Annotated in this window: 17 protein-coding genes; all 17 read left to right on the plus strand. The window is 72.0% G+C overall.

Annotation, left to right across the window (positions count from 1 at the left end; all coding sequences use genetic code 11):
- The first annotated feature begins 49 nt into the window (after window positions 1–49).
- Complete coding sequence (locus tag MNY62_RS06205) at window positions 50–1,615, plus strand: 2-isopropylmalate synthase (protein WP_242343242.1); 1,566 nt, start codon at window positions 50–52, stop codon at window positions 1,613–1,615.
- Window positions 1,615–3,054 carry a 3-isopropylmalate dehydratase large subunit gene (gene leuC / locus MNY62_RS06210; RefSeq protein WP_242343243.1) on the plus strand — a complete coding sequence of 480 codons (1,440 nt, stop codon included), beginning with the start codon at window positions 1,615–1,617 and terminating at the stop codon, window positions 3,052–3,054. The genes MNY62_RS06205 and leuC overlap by 1 nt, the downstream gene beginning before the upstream one ends.
- Window positions 3,055–3,057: 3 nt before the next feature.
- Window positions 3,058–3,630, plus strand: coding sequence for a 3-isopropylmalate dehydratase small subunit (leuD, locus tag MNY62_RS06215; protein ID WP_242343244.1), 573 nt, complete (start codon window positions 3,058–3,060; stop codon window positions 3,628–3,630).
- Between the two features lie 109 nt (window positions 3,631–3,739).
- Window positions 3,740–5,452: a biosynthetic-type acetolactate synthase large subunit gene (gene ilvB, locus MNY62_RS06220; RefSeq protein WP_242343245.1), complete on the plus strand. Its 1,713-nt coding sequence runs from the start codon at window positions 3,740–3,742 to the stop codon at window positions 5,450–5,452.
- 1 nt (window position 5,453) lies between these two features.
- Entirely contained in the window at window positions 5,454–5,987 is a 534-nt protein-coding gene (gene ilvN, locus MNY62_RS06225) for an acetolactate synthase small subunit (RefSeq protein WP_242343246.1), read from the plus strand.
- A 13-nt stretch (window positions 5,988–6,000) separates the two neighbouring features.
- On the plus strand, window positions 6,001–7,029 hold the full coding sequence (gene ilvC / locus MNY62_RS06230) for a ketol-acid reductoisomerase (RefSeq protein ID WP_242343247.1): 1,029 nt from the start codon (window positions 6,001–6,003) through the stop codon (window positions 7,027–7,029).
- Between the two features lie 178 nt (window positions 7,030–7,207).
- Window positions 7,208–7,900, plus strand: a complete 693-nt coding sequence (gene infC, locus MNY62_RS06235; RefSeq protein WP_242343248.1) for a translation initiation factor IF-3 — start codon at window positions 7,208–7,210, stop codon at window positions 7,898–7,900.
- Between the two features lie 77 nt (window positions 7,901–7,977).
- Window positions 7,978–8,181, plus strand: a complete 204-nt coding sequence (gene rpmI, locus MNY62_RS06240) for a 50S ribosomal protein L35 (RefSeq protein ID WP_242343249.1) — start codon at window positions 7,978–7,980, stop codon at window positions 8,179–8,181.
- Window positions 8,182–8,281: 100 nt separating this feature from the next.
- A complete protein-coding gene (rplT, locus tag MNY62_RS06245) occupies window positions 8,282–8,626 on the plus strand; it encodes a 50S ribosomal protein L20 (RefSeq protein ID WP_242343250.1) in 345 nt (114 codons plus the stop codon).
- 11 nt (window positions 8,627–8,637) lie between these two features.
- Window positions 8,638–9,750, plus strand: a complete 1,113-nt coding sequence (gene pheS, locus MNY62_RS06250) for a phenylalanine--tRNA ligase subunit alpha (RefSeq protein WP_279426284.1) — start codon at window positions 8,638–8,640, stop codon at window positions 9,748–9,750.
- Between the two features lie 9 nt (window positions 9,751–9,759).
- Complete coding sequence (gene pheT / locus MNY62_RS06255) at window positions 9,760–12,162, plus strand: phenylalanine--tRNA ligase subunit beta (protein ID WP_242343251.1); 2,403 nt, start codon at window positions 9,760–9,762, stop codon at window positions 12,160–12,162.
- A gap of 1 nt (window position 12,163) precedes the next feature.
- Window positions 12,164–12,622, plus strand: a complete 459-nt coding sequence (locus MNY62_RS06260; RefSeq protein WP_242343252.1) for a hypothetical protein — start codon at window positions 12,164–12,166, stop codon at window positions 12,620–12,622.
- A gap of 82 nt (window positions 12,623–12,704) precedes the next feature.
- Window positions 12,705–13,007 (plus strand): integration host factor subunit alpha, encoded by a 303-nt coding sequence (locus tag MNY62_RS06265; RefSeq protein WP_242343253.1) that lies wholly within the window; start codon window positions 12,705–12,707, stop codon window positions 13,005–13,007.
- A gap of 260 nt (window positions 13,008–13,267) precedes the next feature.
- Window positions 13,268–13,495 (plus strand): hypothetical protein, encoded by a 228-nt coding sequence (locus MNY62_RS06270; RefSeq protein WP_242343254.1) that lies wholly within the window; start codon window positions 13,268–13,270, stop codon window positions 13,493–13,495.
- A gap of 117 nt (window positions 13,496–13,612) precedes the next feature.
- Window positions 13,613–13,906 (plus strand): nitrite reductase small subunit NirD, encoded by a 294-nt coding sequence (gene nirD / locus MNY62_RS06275; RefSeq protein WP_242343255.1) that lies wholly within the window; start codon window positions 13,613–13,615, stop codon window positions 13,904–13,906.
- Between the two features lie 7 nt (window positions 13,907–13,913).
- Window positions 13,914–14,303, plus strand: coding sequence for a 6-carboxytetrahydropterin synthase QueD (queD, locus tag MNY62_RS06280; protein WP_242343256.1), 390 nt, complete (start codon window positions 13,914–13,916; stop codon window positions 14,301–14,303).
- Window positions 14,293–14,918: GTP cyclohydrolase I (folE, locus tag MNY62_RS06285; protein ID WP_242343257.1), on the plus strand; the 626-nt coding region annotated here is incomplete at its 3' end. The genes queD and folE, both read left to right, overlap by 11 nt.

Below are 14,918 nucleotides of genomic sequence, written 5' to 3' on the forward strand. Positions count from 1 at the left end.
GAGCAAACCCCGAGGTTCCCGTCCCGAAGACGACGGAGAAAGCGTTGCCGTGAGAGACGCCGACAGGGTCATCATCTTCGACACCACGCTGCGCGACGGGGAGCAGTCGCCGGGCGCGTCGATGAACCTCGAGCAGAAGCTCCAGGTAGCGCGGGCCCTGCGCGATCTCGGCGTCGACGTCATCGAGGCGGGCTTCGCCGCCGCCTCGCCGGGGGACCTCGAGGCCATCCAGGCGGTGTCGCGCGAGGTCGAGGGCCCCAGCATCGCGAGCCTCGCCCGCTGCACGCGGGGAGACATCGACGCCGCGTGGAAGGGCCTGAAGGACGCGCCGCGCCGCCGCTGCCACGTGTTCCTGGCCACCTCGCCCATCCACCGCGACTTCAAGCTGAAGCTCGCGAAGGACGAGATCATCCGCCGCGCGGTGGACGGCGTGAAGCTCGCGCGCGAGCGCTTCGACGACGTCGAGTTCTCCACCGAGGACGCCGCCCGCACCGAGCTCGAGTTCCTCGCCGAGGTGGTCGAGCGCGTGATCGAGGCCGGCGCCGGCACGGTGAACATCCCGGACACGGTCGGCTACGCGCTGCCGACCACCTACGCGGACACCCTCCGCTACCTGAAGAAGAACGTCCGCGGCATCGACGACGTGATCGTCTCGGTGCACTGTCACAACGACCTGGGCCTCGCCGTGGCCAACAGCCTCGCGGGCGTGATGGCGGGCGCGCGCCAGGTCGAGTGCACCATCAACGGCATCGGCGAGCGCGCCGGCAACGCCTCCCTCGAGGAGATCGTCATGGCGTTCCGCACGCGCCACGACGTCCTCAAGGTCCAGACCGGGGTGAAGACCGAGCGGCTCTACCCGACGAGCCGGCTGGTGTCGCAGGTCACCGGCCTGCACGTGCAGCGCAACAAGGCCATCGTGGGGCAGAACGCCTTCGCCCACGAGGCGGGCATCCACCAGCACGGGATGCTCACCCACCGCGAGACCTACGAGATCATGCGGCCGGAGGAGGTCGGCTTCACCAAGAGCCAGCTCGTCCTCGGCAAGCACTCCGGGCGGCACGCGCTGAAGGAGCGGCTCGTCGCGCTCGGCTACGCGCTCGACGACGCCGCGGTGGACAAGGTCTTCCAGGACTTCAAGGTCCTCGCCGACAAGAAGAAGGACATCTACGACGCCGACATCGAGGCGCTCGTCATCCACGGCCAGATGCTCGCCCAGGGCGGCCGCGCCTGGGAGCTCGAGGCGCTGTCGACCACCTCCGGCACGGGCACGCTCCCGGTCGCCTCGATCGCGCTCCGCTCGCGCGACGGCGAGCAGCGCCGCGACGCCGCCACCGGCGACGGGCCGGTCGACGCCGTCTACCGCGCCATCGAGAAGATCACCGGCATCCCCGTGAAGCTGCGCGACTACCAGATCGTGAGCGTCTCGACGGGCGAGGACGCGCAGGGCGAGGTGTCCATCGAGGTCGAGCACGCGTCCGGCGTCTACCGCGGCCGGGCGCTCTCGACCGACATCGTCGAGGGGTCCGCGCGCGCGTTCCTCGACGTCGTGAACCGCATCGCGCTGAAGACGCCGGCGACCGACGAGGCCCGCCGCGAGGAGATGGGTACCGTCTGATGACCGCCGCCACCGAAGCGCGCCGCGCGCGCACGCTGTTCGAGAAGGTCTGGGACGCCCACGTCGTCCGGGCCGAGACGCCGGAGACGCCCGCCGTCCTCTACGTCGACCTCCACCTCATGCACGAGGTGACGAGCCCGCAGGCGTTCTCGATGCTGCGCGAGCGCGGCCTCCAGGTTCGCCGCCGGGACCGCACGCTCGCCACCACCGACCACTCGACGCCGACGCTCCCGCGGCTGCCCGATGGCCGCTGGCCGTTCTTCGACGCGCAGAACGCGGCGCAGGTCGCCCAGATCGAGCGGAACGCGCGCGACTTCGGCGTCGAGCTCCACGGCCTCGGCGACCCGCAGCAGGGCGTCGTGCACGTCTTCGGGCCGGAGATGGGCGCGACGCAGCCGGGCATGACCGTCGTCTGCGGCGACAGCCACACCGCCACGCACGGCGCGTTCGGCGCCCTCGCGTTCGGGATCGGGACGTCCGAGGTCGGGCACGTCCTCGCGACGCAGTGCCTGCTCCAGCGCAAGCCGCGCTCGCTCGCCATCCGCGTGGACGGGGCGCTGCAGCCGGGCGTCACCGCGAAGGACCTGATCCTCGCGATCATCGCCCAGATCGGCGTCGGCGGCGGCACCGGGCACGTGATGGAGTTCACGGGCCCGGCGGTCCGCGCCCTCACCATGGAAGGGCGCATGACCCTCTGCAACATGGCGATCGAGGGTGGCGCCCGGGCCGGGATGATCGCGCCGGACGACACGACGTTCCAGTGGCTCGCCGGGAAGCCGCGGGTCCCGAAGGGCGCGGCGTTCGACGCGGCGGTCGCGCGGTGGCGGGCGCTCCCGACGGACGCGGGCGCGACCTACGACCGCGAGGTGACGGTCGACGTCTCGCGGCTCGAGCCCATGGTCACCTTCGGCACGAACCCGGCGCAGGGGATCCCGGTGACCGGACGGATCCCGGAGCCGGGCGCGGAGAAGGATCCCGCCGCGCGCGCGACGCTCGAGAGCGCGCTCCGCTACATGGCGCTCACGCCAGGCGAGCCGATCCTCGGCCAGCGGGTCGACGTCGTGTTCGTCGGCAGCTGCACGAACGGCCGGCTCGAGGACCTGCGCGAGGCGGCGAAGGTGATGCGCGGCCGGAAGGTGAAGACCCGCACGCTCGTCGTGGCGGGCTCCCACGCCGTCAAGCAGGCGGCGGAGGCCGAGGGGCTCGACCGGATCTTCCGCGAGGCGGGCGCCGAGTGGCGCGAGCCGGGCTGCTCGATGTGCCTCGCCATGAACGGCGACATGCTCGAGCCCGGCCAGTACTGCGTCTCGACGTCCAACCGGAACTTCGAGGGGCGCCAGGGGCCCGGCGGGCGCACGCTGCTCGCGAGCCCGGCGACGGCGGCGGCGGCCGCGGTGTCGGGCGCGGTCGCGGATCCCCGGCGGCTGGTGGAGGGCTAGGACATGGAACCGATCCGCACCATCGAGAGCCGCACGGTCGTCATCCCGCGCGAGAACATCGACACCGATCAGATCATCCCGGGGCGCTTCCTCAAGGTCACCGACAAGCAGGGGCTCGGCAAGGCGCTGTTCTCCGACTGGCGCTACGACGCCGACGGGAAGCCGCGGCCCGAGTTCGTGCTGAACCGCCCCGAGGCGCAGGGCTGCACCGTCCTCGTCGCGGGGGACAACTTCGGCTGCGGCTCCTCGCGCGAGCACGCGCCGTGGGCGCTCGTCGACGCCGGCATCCGCGCCGTCGTCTCGACGCGCGTCGCCGACATCTTCCGCAACAACGCCCTCAAGAACGGGCTCGTCCCCGTCGTGCTCGATCCCGCGAGCCACGCGAAGCTGCTCGCGGCGCCGGGCGCGAAGGTCCGCATCGACATCTCCTCGCAGACGGTCACGCTGCCCGACGGCACGACCGCCTCGTTCCCGCTCGACGGGTTCGCGAAGTACTGCCTGCTGAACGGCGTCGACGAGCTCGGCTTCCTGCTCTCGCAGGAGGAGGCCATCGCGGCGTTCGAGTCGAAGGTATAGCGGCGGGCGCCCCGCCCCCGGCGCGCGCGCGCTGGGGCGGGGAGGGCCCGTCGCGCTCGTCTCGCTCGCTGCGATGTCACACGGAACGTAAAGGCTTCACGAGGAAGACATGGCCAAGGAGAAGATCACGGGCGCGATGGCGGTTCGCCGCGCGCTCGAGGCCGAGGGCGTCGAGTACGTCTTCGGCATGCCCGGCGGGACGATCCTGCCGATCTACGACGCGATGTGGGGGTGCGAGCGCCCGAAGCAGGTGCTCATCCGCCACGAGCAGGTGGGCGGCCACGCGGCGGAGGGGTTCGCCCACGCCACCGGGAAGGTCGGCGTCTGCTTCGGCACGTCCGGCCCCGGGGCGACGAACCTCGTCACCGCGATCGCCGACGCGTACATGGACTCGGTGCCGCTCGTCGCGATCACCGGGAACGTCGCGACCTCGCTCATCGGGTCCGACGCCTTCCAGGAGGCGGACATCACGGGCATCACGATGCCCATCACGAAGCACAACTGGCTCGTGACCGACGTCCACGACCTGCCGCGCATCCTGAAGGAGGCCTTCTACGTCGCCCGCACCGGGAGGCCGGGCCCGGTGCTCGTGGACATCCCGAAGGACATCCAGAACACCGAGTTCGAGTTCGAGTATCCGGAGTCGGTCGACATCCCCGGGTACCACCCGCCCGTGCGCGAGGAGCCGCGGCTGAAGGACGCCGCGGTGCTCATCCGCGGCGCGACGCGCCCGATCATCTACCTGGGCGGCGGGGTGCGGATCTCGGACGCGCACAAGGAGGTGTCCACCTTCGCCGAGCTCGTCGGGGCGCCGGTCGTCACGACCGTGCACGGGAAGGGCGCCTTCCCCGAGACGAGCCCGCAGTGCCTCGGCATGTTCGGGATGCACGGCTCCCGGTACGCGAACTACGCCGTGCAGTACTCGGACCTCATCATCGCGCTCGGAGCGCGCTTCGACGACCGGGTCACGGGCAAGCTCTCGACCTTCGCGCCCGAGGCGAAGATCGTCCACCTCGACATCGACCCCGCGGAGATCTCGAAGCTCGTCACCGCGACGGTCCCGCTCGTCGGCGACCTGAGGCGCCTCCTGCCGCAGCTCACCGAGGAGGTGCGCCGCGCCGAGGCCGCGCACGGCAAGCCCGACCTCGCCGCGTGGTGGAGGCGGATCGACGAGTGGAGGAAGAAGTACCCGCTGACCTACCAGCAGGAGGGGCAGAAGTACCTGCTCCCGCAGTACGTCGTGGACACGCTCTGGAAGAAGACGAACGGCAAGGCGATCGTCACGACCGGCGTCGGCGAGCACCAGATGTTCGCGGCGCAGTGGTGGCGGACCTCCGAGCCGCGCCAGTTCATCACCTCGGGCGGCCTCGGCACGATGGGCTTCTGCCTCCCGTCCGCGATCGGCGCCCAGCTCGGCCGGCCGGGCGAGCTCGTCATCGGCATCGACGGCGACGGCTCGTTCCAGATGACGCTGCAGGATCTCGCGACGGCGGTGGACCTCGAGCTGCCGATCAAGATCTTCGTCCTCAACAACCTGTTCCTCGGCATGGTGCGCCAGTGGCAGGAGCTGTTCTACGAGCGCCGCTTCGCGCAGACGCCGCTCACGGATCGACCGGATCTCGTGAAGCTCGCGGACGCGTACGGCTGCCTCGGCCTCCGCGCGCGCACGCCCGAGGAGCTCGACCAGGTCATCGATCAGGCGCTCGCGAACTCGAAGGGCCCGACGATCGTCGACGTCCGCGTGCGCCGCCAGGAGAAGGTGTTCCCGATGGTGCCGGCCGGCGCGCCCCTCAACGACATGATCGACGGCGGAGGTGACTAGGATGGAACGCACCGAAGAGAAGCCCAACGGGTCCACCCACACCATCAGCCTCCTCGTCGAGAACAAGCCGGGCGTGCTGCACCGCATCTCCGGCCTCTTCTCGCGGCGCGGGTACAACATCGCGAGCCTCACCGTCGGACCGACGGAGCGGTCCGAGTACTCGCGCATGACCATCGTCGTGCGGCTCGGCTCGAAGACCGTCGAGCAGGTCGTGCGGCAGGTCCAGAAGCTCGTCCCCGTCGTCGAGGTCCGCGAGCTCTCGGCGGCGGACCTCATCGAGCGAGAGCTCATGCTCGTGAAGATCCACACCCCGGAGCGGAACCACGCCGAGCTCCGGGCGCTCGCCGAGACCTACGAGGCGACGATCGTGGACGTCTCGCCCGACGCGCTCGTCGTCGAGGCGAGCGGCAACGCCGGGAAGCTCGACGCGCTCGAGGACCGGCTGCGCCCCTTCGGAATCCAGGAGATCTGCCGCTCCGGACGCATCGCCCTCGAGCGCGGGTTCAAGACGCTCGCTCCCCCCAACCTCAAGTAGAGAGGACGCACGAATGGCCGCCACCATCTATTACGACAAGGACGCGAACCTCGACCTGCTGAAGAAGCGCAAGGTCGCCGTGATCGGCTACGGCTCGCAGGGCCACGCCCACGCGCTCAACCTCCGCGACTCGGGCGTCGACGTCCGCGTCGGCCTCGGCGCGGGCTCGCGCTCGAAGGCGAAGGCCGAGGGCGCCGGGCTGCGCGTCGTCTCCGTGTCGGAGGCCGCGCGCGAGGCCGACGTCATCATGATCCTCATCCCGGACCAGACGCAGAAGAAGGTCTACGACGAGGAGATCGCGCCGCACATGACGAAGGGGAAGGCGCTCCTCTTCGCGCACGGGTTCAACGTGCACTACGGCCAGATCCGCGCCGCCGAGGGCGTGGACGTGCTCCTCGTCGCGCCGAAGGGGCCGGGCCACATGGTGCGCCGGCAGTACCAGGACGGCCGCGGCATCCCCGGGCTCATCGCCGTCCACCAGGACGCGACCGGCCAGGCGAAGGCCGTCGGGCTCGCGTACGCGCGGGGGATCGGCTGCACGCGCGCCGGCGTCCTCGAGACGACCTTCAAGGAAGAGACGGAGACCGACCTGTTCGGCGAGCAGGCGGTCCTCTGCGGCGGCGCCTCCGCGCTCGTGAAGGCGGGCTTCGAGGTGCTCACCGAGGCGGGGTACCAGCCGGAGAGCGCCTACTTCGAGTGCCTGCACGAGCTGAAGCTCATCGTCGACCTGATGTACGAGGGCGGGCTCGCCTGGATGCGCCACTCCATCTCGGACACCGCGGAGTACGGCGACTACACCCGCGGCCCGCGGGTGGTGACGAGCCAGACCAAGGACGAGATGCGGAAGATCCTGCGCGAGATCCAGTCCGGCCAGTTCGCGAAGGAGTTCATCATCGAGAACTCGGTGGGCCGGCCCATGTTCGACAAGATGCGCGAGGCGGAGGCCCAGCATCCCATCGAGGAGGTGGGCAAGCGCCTGCGCGACATGATGAGCTGGATCCGCGAGGCCAAGAAGGACTCGTCGGACCCCAACGCGAGGTAGGGGAGGGTGGGCGTCGGGCACGCCGGCGGGCGCCTCCCCCGCCGCCGCGGGCCCGGCGCACCGCCGCGTTTGACTTCGCTCGTGAAATCCTTATCCTACAGCGTCTTTTCGGCCCCGCTCCCGGGGCCTCATCCTTTGAGGCCACCCAGGGGGCGACGGCGACCGTAGTCGGAGGAGCATGGCAATCCAGCAGCGAGACAGCCGAGGGGGAGGGAACCGGGACGCGCGCACCAACCGCCGCATCAAGGCGCGTGAGGTTCGTGCGATCGGTCCCGAAGGCGAGCAGCTCGGTGTGCTTCCGATCGAGCAGGCCCTGGCGCGTGCACAGGAACTGGGGATGGACCTCGTCGAGGTCAGCCCCATGGCCAAGCCGCCAGTCTGCAAGATCATGGACTACGGCAAGTTCAAGTACCTCGAGAAGAAGAAGCAGAACGAGGCCAAGAAGAAGCAGGTCGTCGTCCAGCTCAAGGAAGTGAAGCTCCGCCCGCGCACCGAGGAGCACGACTACGCGACCAAGATCAAGAAGGTCCGCGAGTTCCTCGCCGAGTCGAACAAGGCGCGCATCACGGTGACCTTCCGCGGCCGCGAGATGTCGCATCGCGAGCTCGGGCAGAAGGTGCTCCAGCGGATCATCGAGGATCTGCGCGAGGTGGCGGTGATCGAGGCGGCGCCCCGCATGGAAGGGCGCCAGATGTTCATGATCCTCGCGCCGAACCCGAGGATGCTCCAGGCCCAGCGCGACCGCGCCAAGTTCGCCGCCCAGTCCGCTCCGGCGGCCGGGGCGCCGGCTGGCGAGGCCCCCGCGCCCGCCCCCCAGCCCGCGCCGCCCCCGGCGGCGGCGCCGGCGCCGAACCCGGACGGCCCGCGGTAGGCCGGACCGACCTCCGTGCGCGGCGCGAGACCGGACGGTCCCGCCGCCGGGCACGATGAACGAAGGAACGACAGGAAATGCCCAAGCTGAAGACGAAGAGCGGCGCGAAGAAGCGCTTCATCCCGAAGAAGAGCGGCAAGGTGAAGTTCCGCCGCGCCGGCGTTCGCCACCTCGCGACGTTCGGGAAGACGAAGAAGCAGAAGGTCCACCTCCGGGGCACGGACCACCTGGCCCCGATGGACGAGAAGAAGATCAAGGAGTGCTTCCCGTACGCCCGCTAGGGCGACGGGAGCCGTAACGCCCAAGCGGGGTCCACAAGAGTGCACGGTGCGTCACGAGGAGTGACGGGCCGCGGCGCCTCCCGCCGGCAGGAGAAGGAAGATGCGCGTCAAGAAGGGATTCAAGGCTCGCCGTCGTCGTAACCGCGTCCTGAAGCTCGCGAAGGGCTTCCGCGGCCGCCGCAAGAACTGCTACCGCCGCGCGAACCAGGCCGTCGAGCGCGCGCTCGACTACGCCACGCGCGATCGCCGCCAGAAGCGCCGCGACTTCCGCGCGCTCTGGATCGTCCGCATCAACGCCGCCGCCCGCCAGAACGGCACGACGTACTCGCGGCTGCTCGCGGGGCTCAAGAAGGCCGGCATCGCCATCGACCGCAAGATCCTCGCGGATCTCGCGCTCGCGCTGCCCGGCGACTTCGCGGCCATCGTCAAGTCCGCCCGGGCATAGGGGAGAGGCCCTTGGCCGACCTCCTCGGACAGCTCGAGGCGCTCGCGAAGGGCGCCCGAGAGGCCATCGGCTCCGCAGCCGACGAGAAGGCGCTCGAGGATCTCCGCGTCCGCTTCCTCGGCAAGAAGGGCGAGCTCTCCGCGGTCCTCCGCGGCATGGGCGCGCTCCCCGCCGAGGAGCGGCCGCGGGTCGGCGAGGTCGCGAACCGGGTCCGCGACGAGGTCGAGGCGCTCCTCGCCGACGCGAAGGGGCGGCTCGACGCGCGGAAGCTCGAGGCCGAGCTCGCCGGCCCCCCCATCGACGTGACGCTGCCGGGCCGGCGGCTCCTGCCGCGCGGCCACCGTCACCCGATCACCCGCGCGACCGAGGACATCTCCGCCATCTTCGCGCGCCTCGGCTACGAGGTCGCGAGCGGGCCGGAGATCGAGCTCGACTGGTTCAACTTCGAGGCGCTGAACATCCCGCCGGATCATCCCGCGCGGGACATGCAGGACACCTTCTACGTCGAGGTGTCCACGCTGGGTGACGGCGCGCCCGACGGCAGCGTGCTGCTCCGGACGCACACGTCCCCCGTGCAGATCCGGGCGATGCAGCGCCTCGGCGTCCCGCCGGTGCGCATCATCTGCCCGGGGCGCGTGTACCGCTCCGACTACGACCAGACCCACTCGCCCATGTTCCACCAGGTCGAGGGGCTCTGCGTCGACGAGGGGATCACGTTCGCCGATCTGAAGGGCACGCTCGCCGCGTTCGCGCGCGCGTACTTCGGCGAGGGCACCCGCACCCGCTTCCGTCCGAGCTACTTCCCGTTCGTCGAGCCGGGCGCCGAGGTGGACGTCTCCTGCTCGATCTGCGGCGGCACCGGGCGGCTCCCCGTACCGGGGGGGCAGCTCCCCCCGGACAGAGCGACACGGCGCTGTGGGACGTGCAAGGAGACCGGCTGGCTCGAGGTGCTGGGCGCCGGCATGGTCCACCCGAAGGTCCTCGAGAACGGCGGCTTCGATCCGAAGCGCTACAGCGGCTTCGCGTTCGGCATGGGCGTCGAGCGGATGGCGATGCTCCGCTACGGCATCGACGACCTGCGCCTCTACTTCGAGAACGACCTGCGCTTCCTCGAGCAGTTCTGAGCCCCCGGCATGCGGATCTCACTCAAGTGGCTGTCGGAGTACGTGGACCTGCCGGCCCCGGACGAGGTGGCGCGGCGGCTCACCGCCGTCGGCTTCGAGGTCGAGGCCGTCGAGCGGGTCGGCCAGGGGCTCGCCGGGGTCGTCGCGGCGCGGATCCTCGCCTCGGAGAAGCACCCGAACGCCGAGAAGCTCTCCGTCACCCGGATCGACGCCGGCAAGGGCGAGCCGCTCCAGATCGTCTGCGGCGCGAAGAACTACCAGGTCGGCGACGTCGTCCCGCTCGCCACCGTCGGCACGACGCTGCCGGGCGGCACGAAGATCGAGAAGGCGAAGCTCCGCGGGGTCGAGTCGTTCGGGATGCTGTGCTCGGCCCGCGAGCTCGGGCTCTCCGAGGACGCGAGCGGGCTCCTCATCCTCGACCGCGGCATCGCGCCGGGCACCCCCGTCGCGGACGCGCTCGGGCTCGAGGACGTGCTCCTCGAGGTGAACGTCACGCCGAACCGGCCGGACGCGCTCTCGCACATCGGCATCGCCCGCGAGATCGCGGCGCTCCTGGGGCACCAGGTAAGGCTCCCCCGCCCCGCGCTGCGCGAGGCGGGCGCGCCGGCGGCGGAGGCGGTGAAGGTCCGGATCGAGGCGCCGGAGAAGTGCGCCCGGTACGCCGCGCGCGTCGTCGAGGGCGTGAAGATCGGCCCGTCGCCGCTGTGGCTCGCGCGCAGGCTCGAGTCGTGCGGCGTCCGCTCGATCTCGAACGTGGTCGACGCGACGAACTTCGTCCTCCTCGAGCTCGGCCACCCGCTCCACGCGTTCGACCTCGACCAGGTGGCGGGGCACGAGATCGTGGTCCGGACCGCCCGGCCGGGCGAGAAGATCGTCACGCTCGACGGCAAGGAGCGCGCGCTCGAGCCCGACGACCTCCTCATCGCCGATCGCGACCGCGGCAGCGCGCTCGCGGGGGTCATGGGCGGGGGCGACTCGGAGATCTCGGCGGGGACGACGCGCGTGCTCATCGAGTCCGCCTGGTTCGCGCCGAGCGGGATCCGCCGCACCTCGCGCCGGCACGGGCTCAAGACCGAGGCGTCCTACCGGTTCGAGCGCGGCGCCGATCCGGGGATGGTGATCCCGGCGCTCGATCGCTGCGCGGCGCTCATCGCGGAGCTCGCCGGCGGGACCGTCCGGCCCGGGATCGTCGACGCCCACCCGCGCCCGCACCACGCGCCGGAGGTGCGCCTCCGCTGGCGCCGGCCCGCCGAGCTGCTCGGCGTCGACGTGGCGCGCGACGAGGTGCTCCGCGTCCTGGGCGGCCTCGGGTTCGAGGCGCGCGCGAGCGACGCGGACGGAGCCACCTTCGCGGTCCCGAGCTGGCGCGTCGATGTGTCGCTCGAGGAGGATCTCGTCGAGGAGATCGTCCGCACGAAGGGCTACGACGCCATCCCCGAGACGCTGCCCGCCAACGCCGCCCGCACGCCGGTCGAGCCCGCGGATGCGCAGGTGACCGCGCGCGCCCGGGAGGCGCTCGAGGGGGCCGGGTTCGCGGAGGCGGTGAACTTCAGCTTCGTCGCGGAGCGCGAGCTCGCGCCGTTCGCGGACCCCTCCGCGGCGGCGCTCCGCCCGATCGCGCTCAAGAACCCGATCAGCGCCGACCTGGCGGTGATGCGGACGAGCCTCGTGCCGTCGCTCCTCCGCAACACCTCCACGAACCGGCGACAGCGCGTCGAGGACGTGCGGCTCTACGAGCTCGCCCGCGTGTATCGCCCCGCCCCTGCCGGCTCGGACGTCCCCGCCGCCGAGGAGGGAGAGCTCGCCGGCGTGCTCGTCGGCCGCCGGAACCCGACCGGCTGGGCGGCAGGGCCGGACCCGATCGACTTCAACGACGCGAAGGCCGCGGTCGTGGCGGTGCTGGAGGCGCTCGGCATCGACGCGCGCTGGCGTGCTCGCGGCGGCGCGTGGCTCCACCCGCGGCTCTCCGCGGAGGTGCTCGGCGCCGACGGCGCGCCCCTCGGCGAGGTCGGTGAGCTCCACCCGCGCGTCGCCGCCGCGTTCGAGCTCCCGCGCGGGGTGTTCGCGTTCCGGCTCTCCGGTGCCGCGCTCGTCCGGAGCGCGCGGCTCGTCCCGCGCTACGGCGGGATCCCGCGCTTCCCCGCGGTGCTGCGCGACCTCGCGGTCGTCGTCGCGGAGGAGGTCGAGGCGGGCGCGGTGCTCGCGTCGGTCCGCGAGGAGCCGCTCGTCGAGGACGCGACGCTGTTCGACGTCTACCGCGGTCCCCCCATCCCTGCGGGCAAGAAGAACCTCGCGCTCGCCATCCGCTACCGCGCCCCGGATCGGACGCTCACCGACACGGAGGCGGACGCTGCGCACGCGCGCATCGTCGCGCGCCTGCGCGGCGGGCTCGGCGCGGAGCTCAGAGGGTAGGGTGGCCGCGCGCCGGCTGCCGCTCGCCGCGCTCGGATTCGCCGTCGCGGCGGCGCTCTCCTCCTGGAACCCGCTCTCGGCGCCGTTCGGCGTGATCGTCGGGCTCGTGGCCGCCGTCCTCGCGGTACGAGCCCTCGTCGAGGGCTCGAGCCGGGCGGCGGCGACGACCGCGCTCTGCCTGTCGCTCGCAGCGGCGATCGTGAGCGGGATGGTGCTCGCCCGGACGGCCGGCCTGGGGCGGCGCGGACCGGGCGAGAGCATCGTGACCGCCCCGTCGGGGGAGGGTGTCGATGCCCAGCTCGACGCGGCCGCCGAGCGAACGCGGGCGCCCCGGGAGGGGGCCCAGCGCGAGCTCCAGGCGGTGGAGAAGCGCGAAAGCGCCGCTCCGCCGCGCTCGGTTCCCCCGTCTTCCGAGCGGGGCGGCGCCCCTGCTCCACCGAGCGGGGCGGGTCAGCGCTGACGGTGCGTGCGGGCGTTTGACACCGTTTTGGAAATCAGCTAACGAATTCGACACTTAGCCGACCCGGGAGCGGGAGCGCGACGTGACCAAGGCCGATATCATCGAGAGCGTCTACGAGAAGGTGGGCTTCTCCAAGAAGGAGGCCGCCGAGGTCGTCGAGATGGTCTTTGACACCATCAAGGAGACGCTCGAGCGCGGCGAGAAGATCAAGATCAGCGGCTTCGGCAACTTCATCGTCCGCGAGAAGAAGTCGCGCGTCGGCCGGAACCCGCAGACGGGCGAGGAGATCGAGATCAGCGCCCGGCGCGTGCTCACCTTCCGGCCCAGCCAGGTCCTGAAGAACGCGCTCAACCTGAGCGACATGCCGTCCCCGCCGGTCGCGTAGCGCCCCGGGACTCCCGCCTTCGAGCTCGTGCCGTTTCGCGTCGGGCTGCGCCCGAACGCGCGCCGTCTCGCTCGAACGTCCGCCGGGCGCGGGACGTGTCGTTCCCGCTGTCCGATCCAACCGTACTCCTGGGAGGCGCGGCGCGCGGTCACCCGCTCGCCACGGGGTCGGACGTGCCCATGTCGGGGCGCTCCCGCTGCGGGCACCCGGAAGCTAGCTTCCCTCCTGGCGAGCGCCGCTTCGGCGCGAGAGAGGCGACCATGGATCGTTGTGCATGCTGCGGAGGCGCCGTCGGGCCCTACCCGGTGGGGCTCAGGTACCGCGGGCGGGAGACGACCTTCTGCTCGTTCGGCTGCGCCGTCGTGCAGGCCGCGCCCGCGTGCTACGCGTGCGGCGCGAAGATGCTCGGCCGCGGGCACGCGGTGGGCGGCCGGATGTACTGCTCGAGCGACTGCGTCCCCGCGCAGGTCGTCGCGAGCGCGGGCTGATCCCGGCCTCGCGCGCCAGCGACGGCGCGCGGCCGGGGCCGTGCGCGCGGCGCGGAGCGCGACGCCGCGACGACGCGGCGCCGCGTCGGACCTCCCGGCTACGGTGAGGTCGTGCGCGTGAAGGTCGGACGACTCCAGGACATCGAGGACGGGCGCGGGCGGGTCGTCGAGGTGGGCGACCGCGAGCTCGCGCTCTTCCGCCAGGGCGAGCGCGTCTACGCGCTCGACAACGTGTGCCCGCACCGAGGCGCGGCCCTCGCGTTCGGGGACGTGAGGGGCGACACCGTGTTCTGCCCGCTTCACGCGTGGCCGTTCGAGCTCGAGACCGGCGCGTGCTCCGAGTTCCCGGACGTCTGCGTCCAGGCCTTCGAGGTGCGCGTCGAGGGCGGGGACGTCGTGGTGGAGCTATAAGAGGGCCATGGCAGCGATCGACTACCCCGACGCCCGCCGCATGCGGCTCGACGTCGAGTTCTACTTCGCCGCGGCGCACCGCCTCCCACGCTACGAGGGCCCGTGCTTCCGGATGCACGGGCACAACTACCGGTTCTTCGTCGCGCTCGAGGGAGAGGTCGATCCACGCACCGGGATGATCGCCGACTTCGGCGAGGTGAAGCGCATCGTGCAGGAGCAGGTGCTCGCCCGGGTCGACCACCGCACCCTGAACGACGTGCTCGAGAACCCGACCGCCGAGAACATCGCGCGGTGGATCTGGGAGGTGCTCGAGCCACACCTGCCCGGCCTCGCCGAGGTCCGGCTCTACGAGATCCCGGACTCGTGCGTCACCTACCGGGGGCCGCGTGGCCGTTAGGACGATCCGACCGGCGCGGTCCCGCGGCGCCGGCGGCGCCGCCCCGCCCGATCCGGCGGCGGCGGCGGCGGCCGTCGAGCAGTTCCTCGACGCGCTCGGGCTGCCCGCCGAGGTGCGCGCGTCCGAGGATCTCCAGGGGACGCCCCGGCGCGTGGCGCAGGCGTGGCTCGAGGATCTCGTCGACGGCTATCGCCGCGAGCCGGCGGACCTCCTCGGCGAGGCGATCCCGTCGCCGAGCCGCGATCTCGTGGCGGTGACGGGCATCGCGTTCCACTCGGTCTGCCCGCACCACCTCCTGCCGTCGAGGGGGGTCGCCCACGTCGCGTACCTGCCCGGCGGAAAGGTGGTGGGCTTCGGCCAGCTCGTGCGGCTCGTCGACGCCCTCGCCCACCGGCTCCTGCTGCAGGAGGATCTCGCGCGCGCGATCGCCGACGCGCTCGTCACGCACCTCGGGGCGCGCGGGGCGGCGTGCCTGCTCGACGCGGAGCAGCTCTGCATGACCGTGCGCGGCGAGAAGCGCAGCGGCGCACGCGCGCACGCGGACGCCTGGGTGGGCGCCCTCGCGCGCGACGGGGCGGCGCGGCGGCGCTTCCTCGCGCTCGCCGGGCGCGGCGG

The organism is Anaeromyxobacter terrae (assembly GCF_022690685.1).
Classification (GTDB): domain Bacteria; phylum Myxococcota; class Myxococcia; order Myxococcales; family Anaeromyxobacteraceae; genus Anaeromyxobacter; species Anaeromyxobacter terrae.

What these genes read in the sequence shown, in the direction of transcription:
- pheT (WP_242343251.1), top strand. Translation starts at nt 9,760, where the DNA reads ATGCGGATCTCACTCAAGTGGCTGTCGGAGTACGTGGACCTGCCGGCC.
- ilvB (WP_242343245.1), top strand. Translation starts at nt 3,740, where the DNA reads ATGGCCAAGGAGAAGATCACGGGCGCGATGGCGGTTCGCCGCGCGCTC.
- ilvN (WP_242343246.1), top strand. Translation starts at nt 5,454, where the DNA reads ATGGAACGCACCGAAGAGAAGCCCAACGGGTCCACCCACACCATCAGC.
- leuC (WP_242343243.1), top strand. Translation starts at nt 1,615, where the DNA reads ATGACCGCCGCCACCGAAGCGCGCCGCGCGCGCACGCTGTTCGAGAAG.
- infC (WP_242343248.1), top strand. Translation starts at nt 7,208, where the DNA reads ATGGCAATCCAGCAGCGAGACAGCCGAGGGGGAGGGAACCGGGACGCG.
- rplT (WP_242343250.1), top strand. Translation starts at nt 8,282, where the DNA reads ATGCGCGTCAAGAAGGGATTCAAGGCTCGCCGTCGTCGTAACCGCGTC.
- rpmI (WP_242343249.1), top strand. Translation starts at nt 7,978, where the DNA reads ATGCCCAAGCTGAAGACGAAGAGCGGCGCGAAGAAGCGCTTCATCCCG.
- leuD (WP_242343244.1), top strand. Translation starts at nt 3,058, where the DNA reads ATGGAACCGATCCGCACCATCGAGAGCCGCACGGTCGTCATCCCGCGC.
- MNY62_RS06270 (WP_242343254.1), top strand. Translation starts at nt 13,268, where the DNA reads ATGGATCGTTGTGCATGCTGCGGAGGCGCCGTCGGGCCCTACCCGGTG.
- queD (WP_242343256.1), top strand. Translation starts at nt 13,914, where the DNA reads ATGGCAGCGATCGACTACCCCGACGCCCGCCGCATGCGGCTCGACGTC.
- ilvC (WP_242343247.1), top strand. Translation starts at nt 6,001, where the DNA reads ATGGCCGCCACCATCTATTACGACAAGGACGCGAACCTCGACCTGCTG.